General features: G+C 44.9%; 15 protein-coding genes. 3 read left to right on the plus strand and 12 right to left on the minus strand.

Translation table 11 applies throughout. From position 1 onward, the window contains the following. Positions 1 to 331: 331 nt before the first annotated feature. The 6 genes from bshC to A8F94_RS12995 all read right to left on the minus strand — a co-directional run bounded on the left by bshC (position 332) and on the right by A8F94_RS12995 (position 7239). Positions 332 to 1966, minus strand: a complete 1635-nt coding sequence (gene bshC, locus A8F94_RS12970; protein ID WP_066200970.1) for a bacillithiol biosynthesis cysteine-adding enzyme BshC — start codon at positions 1964 to 1966, stop codon at positions 332 to 334. A 98-nt stretch (positions 1967 to 2064) separates the two neighbouring features. After that, positions 2065 to 2460: a DUF3397 domain-containing protein gene (locus A8F94_RS12975; protein WP_066200972.1), complete on the minus strand. Its 396-nt coding sequence runs from the start codon at positions 2458 to 2460 to the stop codon at positions 2065 to 2067. Continuing rightward, positions 2457 to 3347 (minus strand): 2-dehydropantoate 2-reductase, encoded by an 891-nt coding sequence (locus A8F94_RS12980; RefSeq protein WP_066200975.1) that lies wholly within the window; start codon positions 3345 to 3347, stop codon positions 2457 to 2459. The genes A8F94_RS12975 and A8F94_RS12980 overlap by 4 nt, the downstream gene beginning before the upstream one ends. Before the next feature lie 774 nt (positions 3348 to 4121). Further along, positions 4122 to 5663 (minus strand): acyl-CoA carboxylase subunit beta, encoded by a 1542-nt coding sequence (locus tag A8F94_RS12985; protein ID WP_066200978.1) that lies wholly within the window; start codon positions 5661 to 5663, stop codon positions 4122 to 4124. Positions 5664 to 5669: 6 nt separating this feature from the next. After that, entirely contained in the window at positions 5670 to 5888 is a 219-nt protein-coding gene (locus A8F94_RS12990; RefSeq protein ID WP_066200981.1) for a biotin/lipoyl-binding carrier protein, read from the minus strand. A gap of 13 nt (positions 5889 to 5901) precedes the next feature. After that, a complete protein-coding gene (locus A8F94_RS12995; protein ID WP_066200984.1) occupies positions 5902 to 7239 on the minus strand; it encodes an acetyl-CoA carboxylase biotin carboxylase subunit in 1338 nt (445 codons plus the stop codon). Positions 7240 to 7530: 291 nt separating this feature from the next. Here A8F94_RS12995 and A8F94_RS13000 point away from each other — a divergent pair, with 291 nt between their 5' ends. Beyond that, positions 7531 to 8004 (plus strand): N-acetyltransferase, encoded by a 474-nt coding sequence (locus tag A8F94_RS13000; RefSeq protein WP_066200987.1) that lies wholly within the window; start codon positions 7531 to 7533, stop codon positions 8002 to 8004. Between the two features lie 146 nt (positions 8005 to 8150). On the opposite strand, the gene A8F94_RS13005 is transcribed toward A8F94_RS13000, so the two are convergent. The 4 genes from A8F94_RS13005 to A8F94_RS13020 all read right to left on the minus strand — a co-directional run bounded on the left by A8F94_RS13005 (position 8151) and on the right by A8F94_RS13020 (position 10496). Beyond that, entirely contained in the window at positions 8151 to 8789 is a 639-nt protein-coding gene (locus A8F94_RS13005; RefSeq protein WP_066200991.1) for an RsfA family transcriptional regulator, read from the minus strand. 91 nt (positions 8790 to 8880) lie between these two features. Then, the gene (locus A8F94_RS13010) at positions 8881 to 9639 is read right to left on the minus strand and encodes an enoyl-CoA hydratase/isomerase family protein (RefSeq protein ID WP_254660850.1); all 759 of its coding nucleotides are present in this window, start codon (positions 9637 to 9639) and stop codon (positions 8881 to 8883) included. Between the two features lie 75 nt (positions 9640 to 9714). Next, complete coding sequence (gene rpmF, locus A8F94_RS13015; RefSeq protein ID WP_066200994.1) at positions 9715 to 9888, minus strand: 50S ribosomal protein L32; 174 nt, start codon at positions 9886 to 9888, stop codon at positions 9715 to 9717. Positions 9889 to 9971: 83 nt separating this feature from the next. Further along, complete coding sequence (locus tag A8F94_RS13020) at positions 9972 to 10496, minus strand: YceD family protein (RefSeq protein WP_066200996.1); 525 nt, start codon at positions 10494 to 10496, stop codon at positions 9972 to 9974. Between the two features lie 244 nt (positions 10497 to 10740). On the opposite strand from A8F94_RS13020, the gene A8F94_RS13025 reads away from it, so the two are divergent. Beyond that, positions 10741 to 11958, plus strand: a complete 1218-nt coding sequence (locus tag A8F94_RS13025) for a nucleotidyltransferase (RefSeq protein ID WP_066200998.1) — start codon at positions 10741 to 10743, stop codon at positions 11956 to 11958. A gap of 159 nt (positions 11959 to 12117) precedes the next feature. On the opposite strand, the gene A8F94_RS13030 is transcribed toward A8F94_RS13025, so the two are convergent. Continuing rightward, entirely contained in the window at positions 12118 to 13137 is a 1020-nt protein-coding gene (locus tag A8F94_RS13030) for a SepM family pheromone-processing serine protease (RefSeq protein WP_066201001.1), read from the minus strand. Then, positions 13137 to 13925: a patatin-like phospholipase family protein gene (locus A8F94_RS13035; RefSeq protein ID WP_254660851.1), complete on the minus strand. Its 789-nt coding sequence runs from the start codon at positions 13923 to 13925 to the stop codon at positions 13137 to 13139. Before A8F94_RS13035 ends, A8F94_RS13030 begins: the two co-directional genes overlap by 1 nt. Positions 13926 to 14135: 210 nt before the next feature. Here A8F94_RS13035 and ylbJ point away from each other — a divergent pair, with 210 nt between their 5' ends. Further along, a complete protein-coding gene (gene ylbJ / locus A8F94_RS13040; protein ID WP_066201007.1) occupies positions 14136 to 15347 on the plus strand; it encodes a sporulation integral membrane protein YlbJ in 1212 nt (403 codons plus the stop codon). Positions 15348 to 15507: the final 160 nt, after the last annotated feature.

A 15507-nucleotide genomic window follows, 5' to 3' on the forward strand; every position in this document is an offset into this window, starting at 1 on the left:
TAAGGGTTTATCGCCGGACAGAAGCTACATGTTTTTTTATTAAAAATAATTTGATGGAAAAAACTGCTGTCCTTAAAGGATTAATCTGTCTAACAAAAAATCGTTTATATAGTTTTCGTGCTTAGTAGGAGAAGGGGCCGAACTATTAATTCAGCAAAGGGTTCAGTGGAGGTTTGTGGTAGATTTGTGGTGCAGACGGGTTGATTCCAACAGGAGGAACCAACTAATTTGGAGTACGCTTATTACAAGTGGTGGGGCAAAGTGGGAATGCCTGACACTCAGCACTATCCCTTTTCAAATAAAAAAGGCCCCGCTGTCCGCGGAACCTTTTTTAAATCCGTATTAATTTATGGGATCCATCAAACTCAAAGTCGAGTTCAAGGAGCCTGCCAGGAAAGTTAATTCCAAACTTATTCATATAATAGAGGATGTTCCATACCCGTTCCTGGGGCATTCCCTCCGGCCTAAGTTCCAATCCGACTCTGGTATATTTTCCTAATTTAACCGCATGCTTCATTTTCACTGCGTCTTCAAGCTTCTTCTGCATAAAGCCGACTTGCGAAAGGATGATGCTTTCATTTTTTTTCAGTAAAGCAAGCATGGCTGGGTCGATTTCGATGGTTTTGTCTTCAATTCGCCGATATTGGGCATTAATCTCCTTAATTGCGTTCCGGAAGATTGAATCGAGGTCACGGTCATGAACTGACTCCAGGAATATCTGCTGTTCTGACTCTGTTCCCCGCCTTATTGCTTCAGCAACATCCAAACCAAGTTCATTTATATCTCTTTCTGTTGCCCTGTCCATAAAGGTAATATTCAGCCTTGGAACAATAGGCGGCATTTTTATGCCAAAATGTTCAAACACGAGCTTCAGTTCAGCCCAATATGCGATCTCGCCAGGGCCTCCTATAAATGCCAGGACCGGAAATAACCACTCCTGCATTAAAGGCCTTGTTACAACATTGTTGCTCAAGCTGGAAGGCTCGTTCCTGGCAATTTGAAGCAATTCCTCAAGTGTAAACGAAAGGCTGCCATTGTTGCCTATGAAACAGCCGGAAACTGGTTCAAAGTCAAGGAGGACCCGCTCATTGATGGTTTTATCATAATAAAATAAATTGGCGGAATGCTCGGAAGCATCAATCGTGTTGGCGAAACCGCCTTTTCGGATTTCCTCTTGCTGGCGCAGCAAAGAGGAAATGATAGCCTCCTGGTTAAGGATAATCTCTTCAAACCTTGTCCGTTCTATTTCCCTTAATTCAGGATTGGCTGAGTCAATTAGCAGGATCCCGGAATCAGGAAAGAGGCCTGCAATCAGGTCTGCAAAAAAGTCAGTGAATGTATCCGACCGCTTTAGTGAGTCTTCTATAAAAGCCCTTACCTGCCGTGTAAAGCCAGTTTCGCCAAAAATGGCAAGAAGGCTTGATACCCATGAACTGCATAGCTCTTTATCAATCTTGATATCCGAGACCATTTTTTTCTCTATGACTTTTTGCGGAAAAATCCATTTGTCCGCCCTGCTGCCAGCAGGTACATAAATATGGTTCACTTCCTGGTAATCATGGTCTTCGCCAGCAATCCAGAAAACAGGAACGACTGGAGTGCCAAGCTCCTTTTCCTTCTGGCGAGCGAGTTGAACAATGGAAATGACTTTATGAATGGAATAGAGTGGTCCGGTCAGGATGCCTGCCTGCTGGCCGCCAATAACGACTGAGCTGTTCGGCTGCTTCAGCTTTTCAAGCGATATTTTTGTGGCTGCAGTTGGTTGAAACCGCGCCATATACTTTTCGATATGGGCAGCAAGCTCTTCTCTCGGGAAATCCCTGTTACTTAATTCACTTAAGCGTTCCCTGTCTGAAACAGGATGATTGTATGTATAGTGAAAATAGGGTGTTACTTCATTGGTCTGCTGCAAATAATTAGACGCAAATTGATTTGCTGCAGGCAATAAGAGATTTGAAATCTCCATATAGTACTTCCTTTCTGCAAAAACGGTTGTGTATCAATACCATACGAGTATAGCATTTACATAAAGGTTTTAAAAAATCTTTGCCTGACAATTATCCGTCAGGGAAGTTGAACGGCGGCCACCGCCCTCTGGATTAGGCCGAATACGATAAGGCCAAGATACCCGGTAAAGAACAGGAGGAAATTGAATCTCCAGAACCCTTTGAAAACTTTGCCGACAACCACCTCACCGCGTACTTTCCAATGGAGGATCGAAAAAATCATCGCGGTAGTAAATAAAATAATCATAATAAGCCATAGGTAGGACTGCCCCCAGATGGTTCTAATTAAGAAATGGACCGCCAGGATTAGGAGGAAGGTCGTAAAATCAATTGCAATGTTTACTGATTGCCTATGTACCCCGGTTACCGTCTTGCTTATCGTAAAGACAACCACATACCCAAGCAGCGGCAGGACAATGAATAATGCAAAAAATGATGAAATGAATGTGCTCATCGATTCCCCCCCATTCCCGATTCAATTCCTTTAACCAAATGATAAAAAGCTGTTATGAGCGGTACATTCTTCCCTTTGGCTTCGGCCTGTTCGAGAAGGTAGCCGAGGATGGCGTCAATCTCGGTCACACTTCCCGCCTCGATATCCTTCAGCATCGAGGAACGATTTTCCGCGGTGTTTTTGCATATTCTTTTAATATTTTCTAGCTGGGCCTCTTTATCGTCGAATTCTAGTATAGACGCAACCTCATGGTAAAGGGCTTCCAGATTCCTTTCATAAAACGGATTCGCAATAAGCTGGCCATTTTCGACCCGGAGAATGGCTGTCAACGGGTTTATAACAGCATTGGCAGCAAGTTTATTCGCAAGCATTGAGTAGTAATCTGATTCAACCGTGAAAGGGAAAGACCCGATTTCTCTTTCAGCCAGGGCAGACAGCATTTTTCCATCGCCTCTGAACACCGCCGCTTTGGTAACGCCAGTCCCATTATGGGTTACAGCTGCAGCCCCTTCCCTAAAAGCACCGTGCTCCACTGTTCCAACGAATAAATTATTCGAAGATAATCGGCTGATCAGCTTCAAGTGGCCCATGCCATTTTGCAAGAACAGGACATTTGATACTGAATCAAGAATAGGGAGGATGTTCTCAAGTTGGTATTGCTTCACCGCAACAATAGCAAGATCCATGTCAGGAAGCTTTTCAGCCAATGCCCTGGCTTCAATAGTAGTGTTATAGACCTTATCGGCTCTTTTAAGGGTAATCCCTGATTTATTAATCTCATCCGCCTGCTCTGCTGTTCTGGTAAATAAAAGGACTTTAAAACGGGTTTGCAAATAGGCGGCAAACAACAACCCGATTGATCCTGCACCAATTACACCTATTTTCATTTCGCTGGCTCCCTGTTTGTTCTTTACCTACATTTTACCAAAGTGGGACAAGGTTTGTATGACTTAATTCCTATCTTTCTAAAAAGAAGGCTGAGTAGATCCTAAGTTTTTCTGTTGATTTTCGCTGTCCAAAGGAAAGCTTCCCTGAACAGTCAGTACAGGGGCGGGCGTTTTTTGCCTGTCACGAGACACTTCGTGGACCTTAGGGCGAGCTGGGAGCTTCCTCGTCGCTAAAGCTCCTTCAGGGTCTCCGACTGGCCTTTTCTCTCGCACGACATTGAATAATCTTCCCGGAAAAAGCACAGCAGGAGAAAATGCGTTTTTTGCATTTTCGATCGAGCTTCGTGCCTTCCGCTTCAATCTGACTAGGTAATTCTTTAATTCTATTTCTATAGTAAGTTAGATTCATTTGGAACCTTACACATAAAAAGCTTGCCTACTTAAACAATCGGCAGAACTGCGTTTTACGAAGAGGGATTTCTTCCATATAGCTGTTTTATTGGACGGAACGGCAATCAGCGAAGAGGGATACGTCCCATCTAGTTATTTTATGGGACGGAATGGCATTCTGCGAGGGGAGTTTCGTCCCATAAAGCTATTTTATAGGACGGAACGGCATTCTGCGAGGAGAAATACGTCCCATAAAGCTATTTTATGGGACGGAATGGCATTCTGCGGGGAGAGATTCGTCCCATAAATACTTACACACTGGATTAGTCCATCCATAAATGCAAAAACCCTTCCGCACGCATATGACGGAAGGGCAAATCATAATTATACTGGATAAACCGGATGCTTGCGGGTACTGAAGTTGAGTTCCTTCGTTTCATAGTAGCCCAAGCGCTTGATGAGTACCTCTCTCAACTCGTCGGGTGCTACAATTTCATCGACGATCAGGTCCGATGCAAGCTTATAAATATCGATTGATTCTTTGTATTCCTGATGTTTTTCCTGAACAAAAGCAAGCTTTTCTTTCGGGTCGGTTATTTCATTGATTTTATTGGAATAGACCGCGTTGACTGCTGCTTCCGGCCCCATTACAGCTATTTGGGCTGTCGGGAGGGCGATGCAAACATCTGGCTCGAAAGCAGGGCCCGCCATTGCATAAAGGCCTGCACCGTAAGCTTTTCGGACAATTACCGAAATCTTCGGTACAGTCGCTGAACTCATGGCCGCAATTAATTTTGCACCGTGGCGGATAATGCCTGCCCTTTCAACCTTCGTGCCAATCATGAATCCTGGCACATCCGCCAGGAACAACAGCGGGATATGGAAGGCGTCGCAAAGCTGGATGAACTTGGCGCCTTTATCAGCAGAGTCGACAAACAGGACCCCGCCTTTTACTTTTGGCTGGTTGGCAATGATTCCGACTGTCCGGCCCCCGAGCCTGGCGAATCCGGTGATCAACTCAGGTGCGAACAGCTTCTTTATTTCGAAAAAACTGTTTTCGTCTATTAAGCTGTTAATGGCTTCGTACATATCAAACGGGGCATTCTGGTTCACAGGAATAATTGCTTCAAGCGGCCGCCCTGCAAGCGGCGGGACTGGCTCATGTTTTTTTGGCTTCTCCTGAAAGTTGGCCGGGAAGAAGGTAATATATTTTTTGGCAGATTCGATTGCTTCCTCTTCGGAAGAAGCGAGAATGTCTCCGCAGCCGCTAACCGTACAATGCATGCGAGCCCCGCCCATTTCCTCAAGGGTTACTTTCTCGCCGATAACCTTTTCAGCCATCCGCGGCGACCCCAAATACATCGAGGCATTTCCATCGACCATAATGACCACATCACAAAAAGCAGGTATGTACGCGCCTCCAGCTGCTGAAGGGCCAAAAAGGAGACAGACTTGAGGGATCATCCCTGACAATTTCACCTGATTATAAAAAATCCTGCCCGCACCGCGCCTGTTCGGAAACATGTCAAGCTGGTCCGTTATCCTTGCCCCTGCTGAATCAACGAGATAAAAGAGCGGGACCTTCAGTTTTTCAGCGACTTCCTGGATCCGGATAATTTTTTCAACAGTTCTTGCACCCCATGATCCAGCCTTGACAGTCGAATCATTCGCCATGACGCAGACCGTTTGCCCGCCAACCTTGCCGATTGCTGTAACGACCCCGTCAGCAGGCAGCCCGCTGGCCTGATTGTTGGCAAATTTCCCATCTTCCTCATACTCGCCATTGTCAAACAGCAGCGCAAGTCTCTCTCGCACAAATAATTTTCCTTGTTCTCTATTTTTTTCGTGGTACTTTTGTTGGCCGCCCGCTTCGGCCAGTTTTCTTTTCTCATTCAGTTTTTCAGTTAATGTTGTTGTTTCTGTCACCTGTATTTACCCCCTATCGATGACGGCAAGAGTATCGCCTTCATTAACGAAATCACCAATACCAACCTTCAGCTCGCTGATTTTTCCCGCAAACGTGCTTTCAACCGGAATTTCCATTTTCATTGATTCAAGGACAATGATTTCCTGGCCCTCGCTGACTTCATCGCCTGTTGAAACAAGTATATTCAAAACCGTGCCTGCCATGGATGCAGTAATTTCTTTCATTTCTGTTTCCTCCTTATGTCTTGATTTTCGTTTGTAAAAATGAAGTTGTATAATTCCCTTTTGTAAAATCTGGGTTAGTAAGAATTTTTGTGAATAGCGGGGCGTTGGATTTAATTCCAGTTATTGTGAGTTTCTCGAAAAATGCCCGAGCACGCTCCATAGCGACTTCCCTTGTCTCTCCGGATAGAATACATTTAGCAATCATCGGGTCATAAAAAGGTGTGACTGCATCACCCGATTTATAACCGTAATCTACCCGAATTCCCTCTCCAGCGGGAACTTCAAAAAGTTCAATTTTCCCTGGTGATGGCAGAAATTTTTCCGGGTCTTCGGCATAGAGCCTAAACTCAAATGCATGCCCCTTGCTTTTGATATCCTCCTGATTCTTTGGCAAAGCTTCTCCTCTAGCGGTGAGAATTTGCCATTCGACCAGGTCAATTCCTGTAACTTCTTCAGTCACTGCATGCTCAACCTGAAGGCGGGTGTTCATCTCAAGAAAATAAAAGTTCTCTTGTTCATCAAAAATAAATTCAATTGTTCCAGCATTCTTGTAATCCACTGCTCTCGCGGCATTGAGAGCGGTTTCAAAAAGCTGAGCGCGCGCCTGATCGGAAAGAAATGGCGACGGAGACTCTTCCACCACTTTTTGATTGCGGCGCTGGACCGAGCAATCCCTCTCGAAAAGATGGACGATGTTTCCATTTCCATCTCCAAAAACCTGGACTTCTATATGACGGGCATTGAGGATGAATTTTTCAAGAAACACTTCATCCGAGCCGAAATAAGCCTTTGCCCTTGCTTTGACTGAAGCAAAAGACTTTTCCAGGTCTCCGTTATCCGCGCATTTAACCATTCCGATTCCACCACCGCCACTCGAAGCCTTTAGCATCACCGGATAACCGATTCTTTCGGCAATTTCCTTCGCCTCTTCCAGGGCTGCAATTCCGCCCTCGCTGCCCGGAACTACCGGCACTCCAGCCTGCATCATCACAGCTCTTGATGCAACTTTATCACCCATTAACCGGATTGTTTCTGGTTTCGGACCTATAAAAATCAGCCCTTCCTTTTCAACAAGCTCGGCAAACTCTGCATTTTCAGATAAAAACCCATAACCAGGATGTATTCCGTCTGCACCCGCATTTTTTGCAGCATGGAGGATTTGTTGGGCCTGCAGATAGGATTTGGCAACAGGTGGCTCTCCAATCCTGACAGCCGTCGTGGCTTCCTGTACATAAGGAAGTCCTGCATCTGCATCAGAATAGATGGCAACCGTCTCGATTCCCATCTTCTTGCATGTTTTTATAATTCTTAATGCTATTTCGCCCCGATTTGCGATTAATACCCTTTGCACACTATACCCCTTTCTCCCCCCGGATTTCTTGTTTGCGACCTTCTCAAAAGCTCAGGGTATTCGAAAGCCATTGGCCAGACAGTGAATACATTCCCTGGCTTGCATACCCTATACTATGTTTCTACCATACATTCTGAATATCCTGCAAATTTTGAAAACGCCTTTCTATATTAAAATGCAGAATTTTTCATATTCTTAGGTTATAATATGAATAATTAAATCAGCTTAAAGATATAGGCCTGATTTCAGCAATACCGGGATAAGGGAGAATCATAATAGGGGGGCATATACATGGCAATTAAAGTTGAGAAACTAAAAGTCAATTACAAAACGCTTGAAGAGTTTAAAAAATTCAAAGAATATGGAATTCAGGAATTGTCCATGCTCGAAGACCTTGAAGCAAACATTATTGAAAATGATAGTAAATCACCCTTTTACGGGATTTATTTCGGGGATAAGCTGGTAGCCCGGATGAGCCTTTATCAGGTTGATGCCAAAAGGGATCTCTATTTTAATCCTCCACAGAATTACATTGAACTTTGGAAGCTTGAGGTGCTCCCTGCCTATCAGGGCAAAGGCTATGGTTCAGCTCTTGTCAAGTTCGCTAAGGACCAGGGCCTTCCTATCAAGACAAACCCTCGAGTCGGTTCAAAGGGATTTTGGGAAAAGCACGGCTTTAAACAAGTAGAATATGAGGTAGACCGAGATCTTGGTGAAAATCCGCTCGTCTGGTATCCGGAAGGCGTCAGCGCACAGCACCATTAAGAATTGACATCCGCATAGTTGCAACATGCGAGTAGCCCGGGCTGGCTATTATGTGTGCGCAAGCAAGCATTTTACGATAGTACAAAAAATCTCTCTATATAAATATCAAAAGGCTGGACGGACTTTATCCGTTCAGCCTTTTCGTTTTATTCAACCCTTTCAAGGTTCCCATACTTATCTAACTGAAATTTCGCTTTATGCTGGCCCTGTGAACTGTCCTCCTTATCCGCAGCCATCTTCCTAGCCCGGTCGAGGATGGCCATCAGCGCTTGATAGTCTTCCTCAAGGGTAGTCAATTCCTTTAGAAGCCGTTCGTTTTCCCTTTCGAGCGCTTTAATCCGTGCTTGGGCTTGCTGGATTTCTTCTTCAGCGGTTCCTGCACGTGTATAGAGGTCTTGCAAATAGGACAGGATCGCCTTGAAGTCAGGAACGGGTAGAGTACTTATTTGCTGGGCAGATGGAAGTAAATCGCTTAGCTTGGTTTCTTCTGCCTGAGTGGAAACAAGTTGCTCTTCCACCGGAAGCCCCTGTTCTTTTGGAGCATCCCGTGAGTTCTTCTTCGCTTCCTTTCGCTGCTTTTTGGCATGTTCAATGCCGGCCCTGTATTGTTTCCTAACGTGAGAATTCCAGCGGAACCCACATGCAGCCGATGTCCGGGACAGCTTTCTCCCAACTTCTTCGAATGCCTGCAGCTGCGTTCCGCCTTCCCTTATATTCCGCAAGATAACCTCGGCTAGAAGCAGGTCTTCATCCGAGGTCCATGCATCCTGGCGTGTTGATGACATCCTTCTTATCCCTCCTATCGTTTTACCTCATACATATGCAGGTAATAGGAAAGATAGAATTGGTATGGAGGTCTCATTTTTACGGATTCTGCTACTTTTTCTTTCGAAGGAATTTTGCAACGTGCTGATGATGGGCCTCAGTTTCCCAAAGCTCCGCACAAAAACGGACTTCGTTTTCTATTCTCTTCTTAAGGCCGGCACTCTCCCATTTGTCCACCCAAACTTGCTTGAAGCCTTTAAGAACTCCACTTTCTTTTACTAGCATTTCTGAGGCAAATTTTCGAAGCGCATCAATTGGGGGTCCATTAAAGACACTGTCAACAAATCCAATTCGATTCAGTTCTTCCACAGGATGTAAGCCCGCTTCCATTAGGAGTTTCATGCTGCATGAAGCTGGCAGTTTTTCCGATAAAAGAGAAGCCCCTCCCCATCCGGTAATGATGCCTTGTCTGCCCTGTACGAATCCGGCTTTTGTCCCGCTTCTGGCTATCCGGAAATCACAGGCAGCCGCAATCTCGCAGCCTCCGCCGACAGCTGGCCCATTTAGAATCGCAATTGTCGGTTTTGGCAAGGTTGCAAGGGAATAAAGAATCTCTGCCGCTCTGGACAGCATAGGATGAGCTTGCTCTTTTGTTTTTAAAGAATGGAATTCCGACAAATCCCCACCTGAACAAAAAGCCTTAGTGCCTGAACCCGTTAGTGCGACGATTTTAACCTTTTCATCATGGGCTGCTTCCAGCAATCGGGTGAGTCCATCGAGGACTTCATAGCTGATTGCATTCCGTTTTTCTTCCCTATCAATTGTAAAAAGGAGAATCCCTTCATCCAGAATAGTCATCGTATAAGCCAAAAGCTTTACCCCCTAACTAAATATGTACGAAAAAAGCACAGGAGGTTTTTCCCCTGTGCTTGTTCGAACGGAAAATTAGTCGTTAACAACTTCTTTCCCCTTATATGTTCCGCAATTTTTGCAAACGCGGTGAGCAAGTTTCATTTCTTTACAGTTCGGGCATTCCACCATGCCAGGAACATTTAATTTGAAATGAGTGCGACGTTTTCTTTTTGCAGTTTTAGAAGTCCTTCTAAAAGGTACAGCCATTCTTCCCACCTCCTTAAAGAGTTATAAGAAAGTTATGAAGGCCAGAAAATGCTGGGTCTTCACTTGCTTACTTTTTTTGCCGATTATGAATCGGAAGTTTTGTTGTCGTCAAAAAACTTGGCCAGACCCGCTAATCTTGGATCAATCCTGTTGCTTTGGTCCTCTTCGGTTACGACTTCCCAATCCTTGCCGGACTGCGGAGCCGCCCCTTCAGGATTCGCCTCATCGCTGAATACCTGCATGGGAACCTCCAGCAAAAGGATTTCCCTGATGATAGGCATGACGTCGACCACATCGCCTTTGACCTGATGAGCTTCCTCATCCGTTTCATATCCAGAAATATTGAAAAGAAACGTTTCTGTTGTTTCTACATCAACTGGATAAATGACATCAACTAGAGTCCGTGAACAAGGGAGGACCAGATGTCCCTTAATCCTGATATGAAAGGTCACACGAGATGACCCGATATCGGCGCGTCCGGTTACGTGAATCGGGGACACGTCCCTAATGGTTGGGTCGGTTTCCCTGATTTCGTCCGCATTGACTGTTTCATCAATCAGCATTTCCTTGTTGCGGTTTTTTTGTAGTTGGCTAATTGTCCATTTCATTTACATCACCCCAAGGCAACAAAGGTAATTATACTTTTATGCATACTATTTGTCAATATTTTTTCTTTACAGAGGAATTGCTTGAAACCAATCATGTTCTGGCTAATAGAAAGACTACTATTCAATAGTTTATCCTTAACAGGCTCAAGGAAAACATACTTACTTATCAGGCAGTTTTACTAATATGTGCATAATGTTTTATAGTAGAAATGAAAGTATACCTATCAGAAAGGAGGCTGTCAATATGGATGCGGTTGGTGTTGTAGTTGAGTATAATCCTTTTCACAATGGACATCTCTACCACTTGCAGTCTTCAAAGCAGCTTTCTAGAGCGGAAATTGCCATCGCTGTTATGAGCGGCTCTTTTTTGCAAAGAGGTGAACCTGCACTGGTTTCGAAGTGGTCCCGTACAAAAATGGCCCTGTTGAACGGAGTTGACATAGTTTTTGAGCTCCCATACCAATACGCGGTCCAGAAGGCTGAATTATTTGCTTGGGGTGCTGTTGCAATTCTTGAGGCTGCTGGCTGTACAAGCCTTTGTTTTGGCAGTGAGGCGGGCGATGCTGGCAGTTTTATCAAGACTGCAGAGTTCCTGACCGCAAACGAGGCCGAATATAACTCTTTAATAAAGAAACATATTAAGTCAGGGGTCAGCTACCCGCGTGCAGCCTCGCTCGCAGTTTCCGAATTGAATGGACCCGAAGGAATAGTCCCGCTGTCCGAGCCCAATAATATTCTCGGCTATCACTATGTGAAAGCGATGCTTGACCAGCGCTGCAGGATGGAGCCTCTGACTGTAAAAAGAAAGAATGCCCAATACCATGATGAAGATTTTTCTTCAGCTACGATAGCAAGTGCAACCAGTATCCGGAAAGCTTTCTTTTCCGATGGTGTTGATATTCCAGCCATCTCGCAATACATTCCGCCCGCTACTGAAAGTTCCCTTCTGGAATACATAGAGACATATGGAACTCTCCATCACTGGGAAAACTATTGGCCTTTATTGAAATACAGACTGCTACAGACAGCCCGGGGTGAATTGGCTTCAATATATGAAGCGGAGGAAGGCCTGGAGAACCGGCTTGCTGACTGCGCAAGAAAGGCAGACAGCTTCGCCGGCTTTATGCAACTCGCCAAAACAAAACGCTATACATGGACCAGGATTCAGCGGCTTTGCACCCATATACTCGTCAATGCTACGAAAGAAGAAATGGCCGTTAGCACGGCAATGCGTCCGGGTTATTTACGGTTACTCGGAATGACAGGGGCCGGAAGGAACTATCTTAATAAAATGAAAGGCAGCTTGCCGATCCCGCTCGTTTCAAAACTGTCTGGGTTTACTTCACCAGAAATCGAGCTGGATATCCGGGCAGCTTCTGTTTATGCAATGGGACTTCATGGCAGCATGTCCCAAAAACTGCTCGAGCAAGAATATCGCCAGCCGCCGATCTTTCTTGAATGAAGAACCTTATTTTGCAGTAAAAAAACTTGGTTTTGGGTGTAAATCCGTACCTGCCATTGAATGCAACTCGTTTCCGGATTTTTTCGGTCATAATGAATTTTGCCAAATCCATGAAAATAACACAAAGAGGCTGCCCCTTACTTTTGGGACAGCCTCTGTTTATTTTTCAGGTTTCAATTTTTCCAGATAAGCAACTGCTTCATCAAACGTATCAACCGGGACAATTTTCATTTTCGTCCCAATATCTTTGCCTGTCTTTACTGCAGCCCGGTAATTGGAGTTTTTTGCTCCTTTTTCATTCGGAGCAAAAAAGATATCGGCTCCAGCTTTATCAGCTGCGACGATTTTTTGCTCAATTCCGCCAATTGGGCCGACCATTCCTTCAGACAAGGTACCGGTCCCGGCAATTTCATAACCTTTAGTTAGGTCATCTTCGGTAAGCTGATTATAAATTTCGAGTGCAAACATTAAACCTGCCGATGGACCGCCAATTTCGTCAGTCTTTATATTGACTTTTGGGTCGACGATAATTTCTTTGTCATCGATTGGCGCAATCCCTATGCCAGCACGTTTCGGATCATTTTTAAAAGCCTGTAGCTCCAAATTGGCTGACTGTTCCTTATTGCCTCTCGTAAAAGTGAGCTTCACTGTCTCCCCGGCCTTTTTGCCGGCAAGGTAATCTAGAAGTTCATCCCTTGACTTCAATATCTTTCCATCCACCTTTAAAAGCCGGTCGCCTACTTCCAGTTTTCCCTCCGCTGGCATTCCAGGGACAACTTCCATGACATAGACACCCTTATAGCGATACTCAACCGGAATGCCAGCTTTTTTATAGGCAGCCTCAATTGCACTCGCCTTTGAGCCTTCCATTAGATGGAGCTGCTTCTTGTTGTACTCCTGTTCACTTTCATTCGGCCTCAGTATATCTTTCATAGAATAAATTTCTTGATACTTACTGAAACTTGCAATTAGATACGTATAAATATTGGCGCGCCCCATCCTGACGGTTGTCAGCATGAAGCTTCCTTCCTCATCATATCCGCCCTCTACTTCTATAATCGGCTCCAATTCCTTTGCGAGCCCAGGTTTGGAAACATAATAAGGCAGCATATAAAAAACACTTGCCAGGACTAGGATCGCCGCCAGAACATACGGGATCCGAGGGTATTTCTTGCGCATTATTGCTGCTCCTTCCACCGTCCAATAACTTCTTTTATCGGTTCGATATGTCTTTTTGCTTCTTCTTCTCCTATTTTAATAATGTCTTCAATATTGGTAAAGGCACGCGAACTAAATTTACCTACATCCGGGCGAATCATAATGTCGGAGGCAATCTCGCGGTTAACGAGCAACTCAGCTTGCATAATATCTATGCTTTGCATGATCACATCGTAAATCGAATCGATTTCCGCATTTGGTTTAACCCCTGAAACATCGACAGCAATAACAATGTCAGCTCCCATCTCCTTAACAACTGAAACAGGTATCCTGTCTGCAACCCCGCCGTCGACCAATAACCTCCCATTAATTTTTTCAGGAATGAAGATGCCTGGAATCGAGATGCTGGCCCTCACTGCCTCGGCAGCAGGACCGTTTTTAAATACTACTTTTTCACCGTTCATCAAGTCTGTCGCCACAATGGCAATCGGCAGATCAAGCTCTTCAATGTTTTTGTTATGAGTAAAAACCCGGATAAACTCCTTTACCCGCTTTCCTGCTATAAAGCCCATTTTAGGTACGGCAAAATCCAGAAAATATTTCCTCTTAAATCCGATTGAAAACTTATAAAAACGGTCCAGATCTATGCCGGTCCCATACAAGCAAGCAATCAGCGCCCCCATGCTGCTGCCGGCAATCATATCAATCGGGATTCCTTCATCCCGGAATACCCTCAATACACCGAGATGGGCAAAACCCCTTGCCCCGCCGGAGCCGAGCGCCAAGCCGATTTTTGGGGCCATACTCATGCTCCCTCCTTCAATAATCAATACCGAGCTTAAATTCTCCTTCAATCCTATGGTCTAAATAATCATTCTATGAGTATATTGTTTTACAGGACAAGTCTTTGCTTGCTCTTTATCTGATGGTACGCAAGGTCTGTATTTAAGCGTCCTTTGGTTGTCCTATCGCCTTGAAACTAAAGCAGTACTCCGCAATTCTCCTGAAGGAGGCCCAATATGTTTCGTTCGAAACTAAAAACCATCTTTTTGGCAGCGTCTGTCACCATCATGGCAGCTTCCTTGATTACATATCCGCAAGAGGCGTTCTCCGCCTCAATTCGCGGCTTGAATATGTGGTGGGAAATTGTTTTTCCCTCCTTGCTGCCCTTTTTTATTGTATCCGAAATGCTCATTGGCTTTGGTGTTGTCAAGTTCATCGGAGTTCTTCTCGAGCCATTCATGCGGCCCCTTTTTAAGGTACCTGGAGTCGGCGGATTCGTATGGGCAATGGGAATGGCTTCCGGCTACCCAGCCGGTGCAAAACTTTCAGCACGGCTTCGCCAGGAAGGCAGCCTGACCAGGGTAGAAGCTGAACGGCTGGCATCCTTCACAAATTGCTCAAATCCTTTATTTATTTTCGGAGCGGTCTCAGTTGGTTTTTTCCATAATGCTCACCTTGGCTTTGTTCTTGCTGCTTCCCATTATCTTGGCAATTTTTGCGTTGGCTTACTCATGCGCTTCTATGGAAAGGACGAACGAATGACAAGAAGCAGCCGCCATAAGCGGCTAAAGATACGTGAAGCTCTTGCTGCCCTTCATAGGACGAGAATCAAGGATAATCGGCCAATAGGCAAATTGCTGGGGGACGCCGTCACCTCTTCCATCCAAACCTTGCTAATGATTGGCGGCTTCATTATCCTGTTTTCCGTCGTAAATAAAATCTTATTCCATCTGCACATTACAGCCTTTTTAGCAAAAGGAATCGAAGTTCTCTTTTCATCACTTGGATTTCCTGAAATGCTTAGCATCCCGTTCATATCCGGACTGTTTGAAATTACGCTGGGAAGCCAGCTGACGAGCCAGGTTCAAGAAGCAACGCTCCTCCAGCAGGCAATGGTAACCAGCTTTATTCTTGCCTTCAGCGGCTTTAGTGTCCAGGCCCAAGTAGCCAGTATTCTAGCACAAACTGACATCCGGTTTCAGCCGTTTTTTATTGCACGCATAGTACATGGTATTTTTGCCAGTATTTTTGCCTTTGTACTTTGGGATCCCATTTACATTAAATTTGCGGATACCGGAATCCCGCCTAATGCGGTACCTGTTATGCTTCAGCAGAATGCGCAACTCTTCACTTCCGCCCATTCCATTATCGCCTTTGCCGGACCTTTGATAACCATTGGATCGCTGTTAGTCTATATTGTCATTCTATTCAAAAGACGAAATGGATGATAGCAGAAAAGCGTATCATCATTCTTTTGGCTTTTCAGTCCCAAAGGAAGACTGTGGCTGTCCATACGAAAAAGCCAGGCAATGCCTGGCTTTTTTCGATGCTATAATGAATAAATATCAAGGTTCAGCCATGTGGGACCTTCAGGCCTTACACCGTTTA

The organism is Bacillus sp. FJAT-27225 (assembly GCF_001685025.1).
Lineage (GTDB): Bacteria > Bacillota > Bacilli > Bacillales > Cytobacillaceae > Bacillus_D.

Bases quoted from the DNA above. Each gene is read 5' to 3' on its own strand.
- A8F94_RS13000 (WP_066200987.1), top strand. From the start codon at position 7,531: ATGGCAATTAAAGTTGAGAAACTAAAAGTCAATTACAAAACGCTTGAA.
- bshC (WP_066200970.1), bottom strand. From the start codon at position 1,966: ATGGAGATTTCAAATCTCTTATTGCCTGCAGCAAATCAATTTGCGTCT.
- A8F94_RS13020 (WP_066200996.1), bottom strand. From the start codon at position 10,496: ATGAAATGGACAATTAGCCAACTACAAAAAAACCGCAACAAGGAAATG.
- A8F94_RS12975 (WP_066200972.1), bottom strand. From the start codon at position 2,460: ATGAGCACATTCATTTCATCATTTTTTGCATTATTCATTGTCCTGCCG.
- A8F94_RS12990 (WP_066200981.1), bottom strand. From the start codon at position 5,888: ATGAAAGAAATTACTGCATCCATGGCAGGCACGGTTTTGAATATACTT.
- A8F94_RS13025 (WP_066200998.1), top strand. From the start codon at position 10,741: ATGGATGCGGTTGGTGTTGTAGTTGAGTATAATCCTTTTCACAATGGA.
- A8F94_RS13005 (WP_066200991.1), bottom strand. From the start codon at position 8,789: ATGTCATCAACACGCCAGGATGCATGGACCTCGGATGAAGACCTGCTT.
- A8F94_RS13035 (WP_254660851.1), bottom strand. From the start codon at position 13,925: ATGAGTATGGCCCCAAAAATCGGCTTGGCGCTCGGCTCCGGCGGGGCA.
- ylbJ (WP_066201007.1), top strand. From the start codon at position 14,136: ATGTTTCGTTCGAAACTAAAAACCATCTTTTTGGCAGCGTCTGTCACC.
- A8F94_RS12980 (WP_066200975.1), bottom strand. From the start codon at position 3,347: ATGAAAATAGGTGTAATTGGTGCAGGATCAATCGGGTTGTTGTTTGCC.
- rpmF (WP_066200994.1), bottom strand. From the start codon at position 9,888: ATGGCTGTACCTTTTAGAAGGACTTCTAAAACTGCAAAAAGAAAACGT.
- A8F94_RS13030 (WP_066201001.1), bottom strand. From the start codon at position 13,137: ATGCGCAAGAAATACCCTCGGATCCCGTATGTTCTGGCGGCGATCCTA.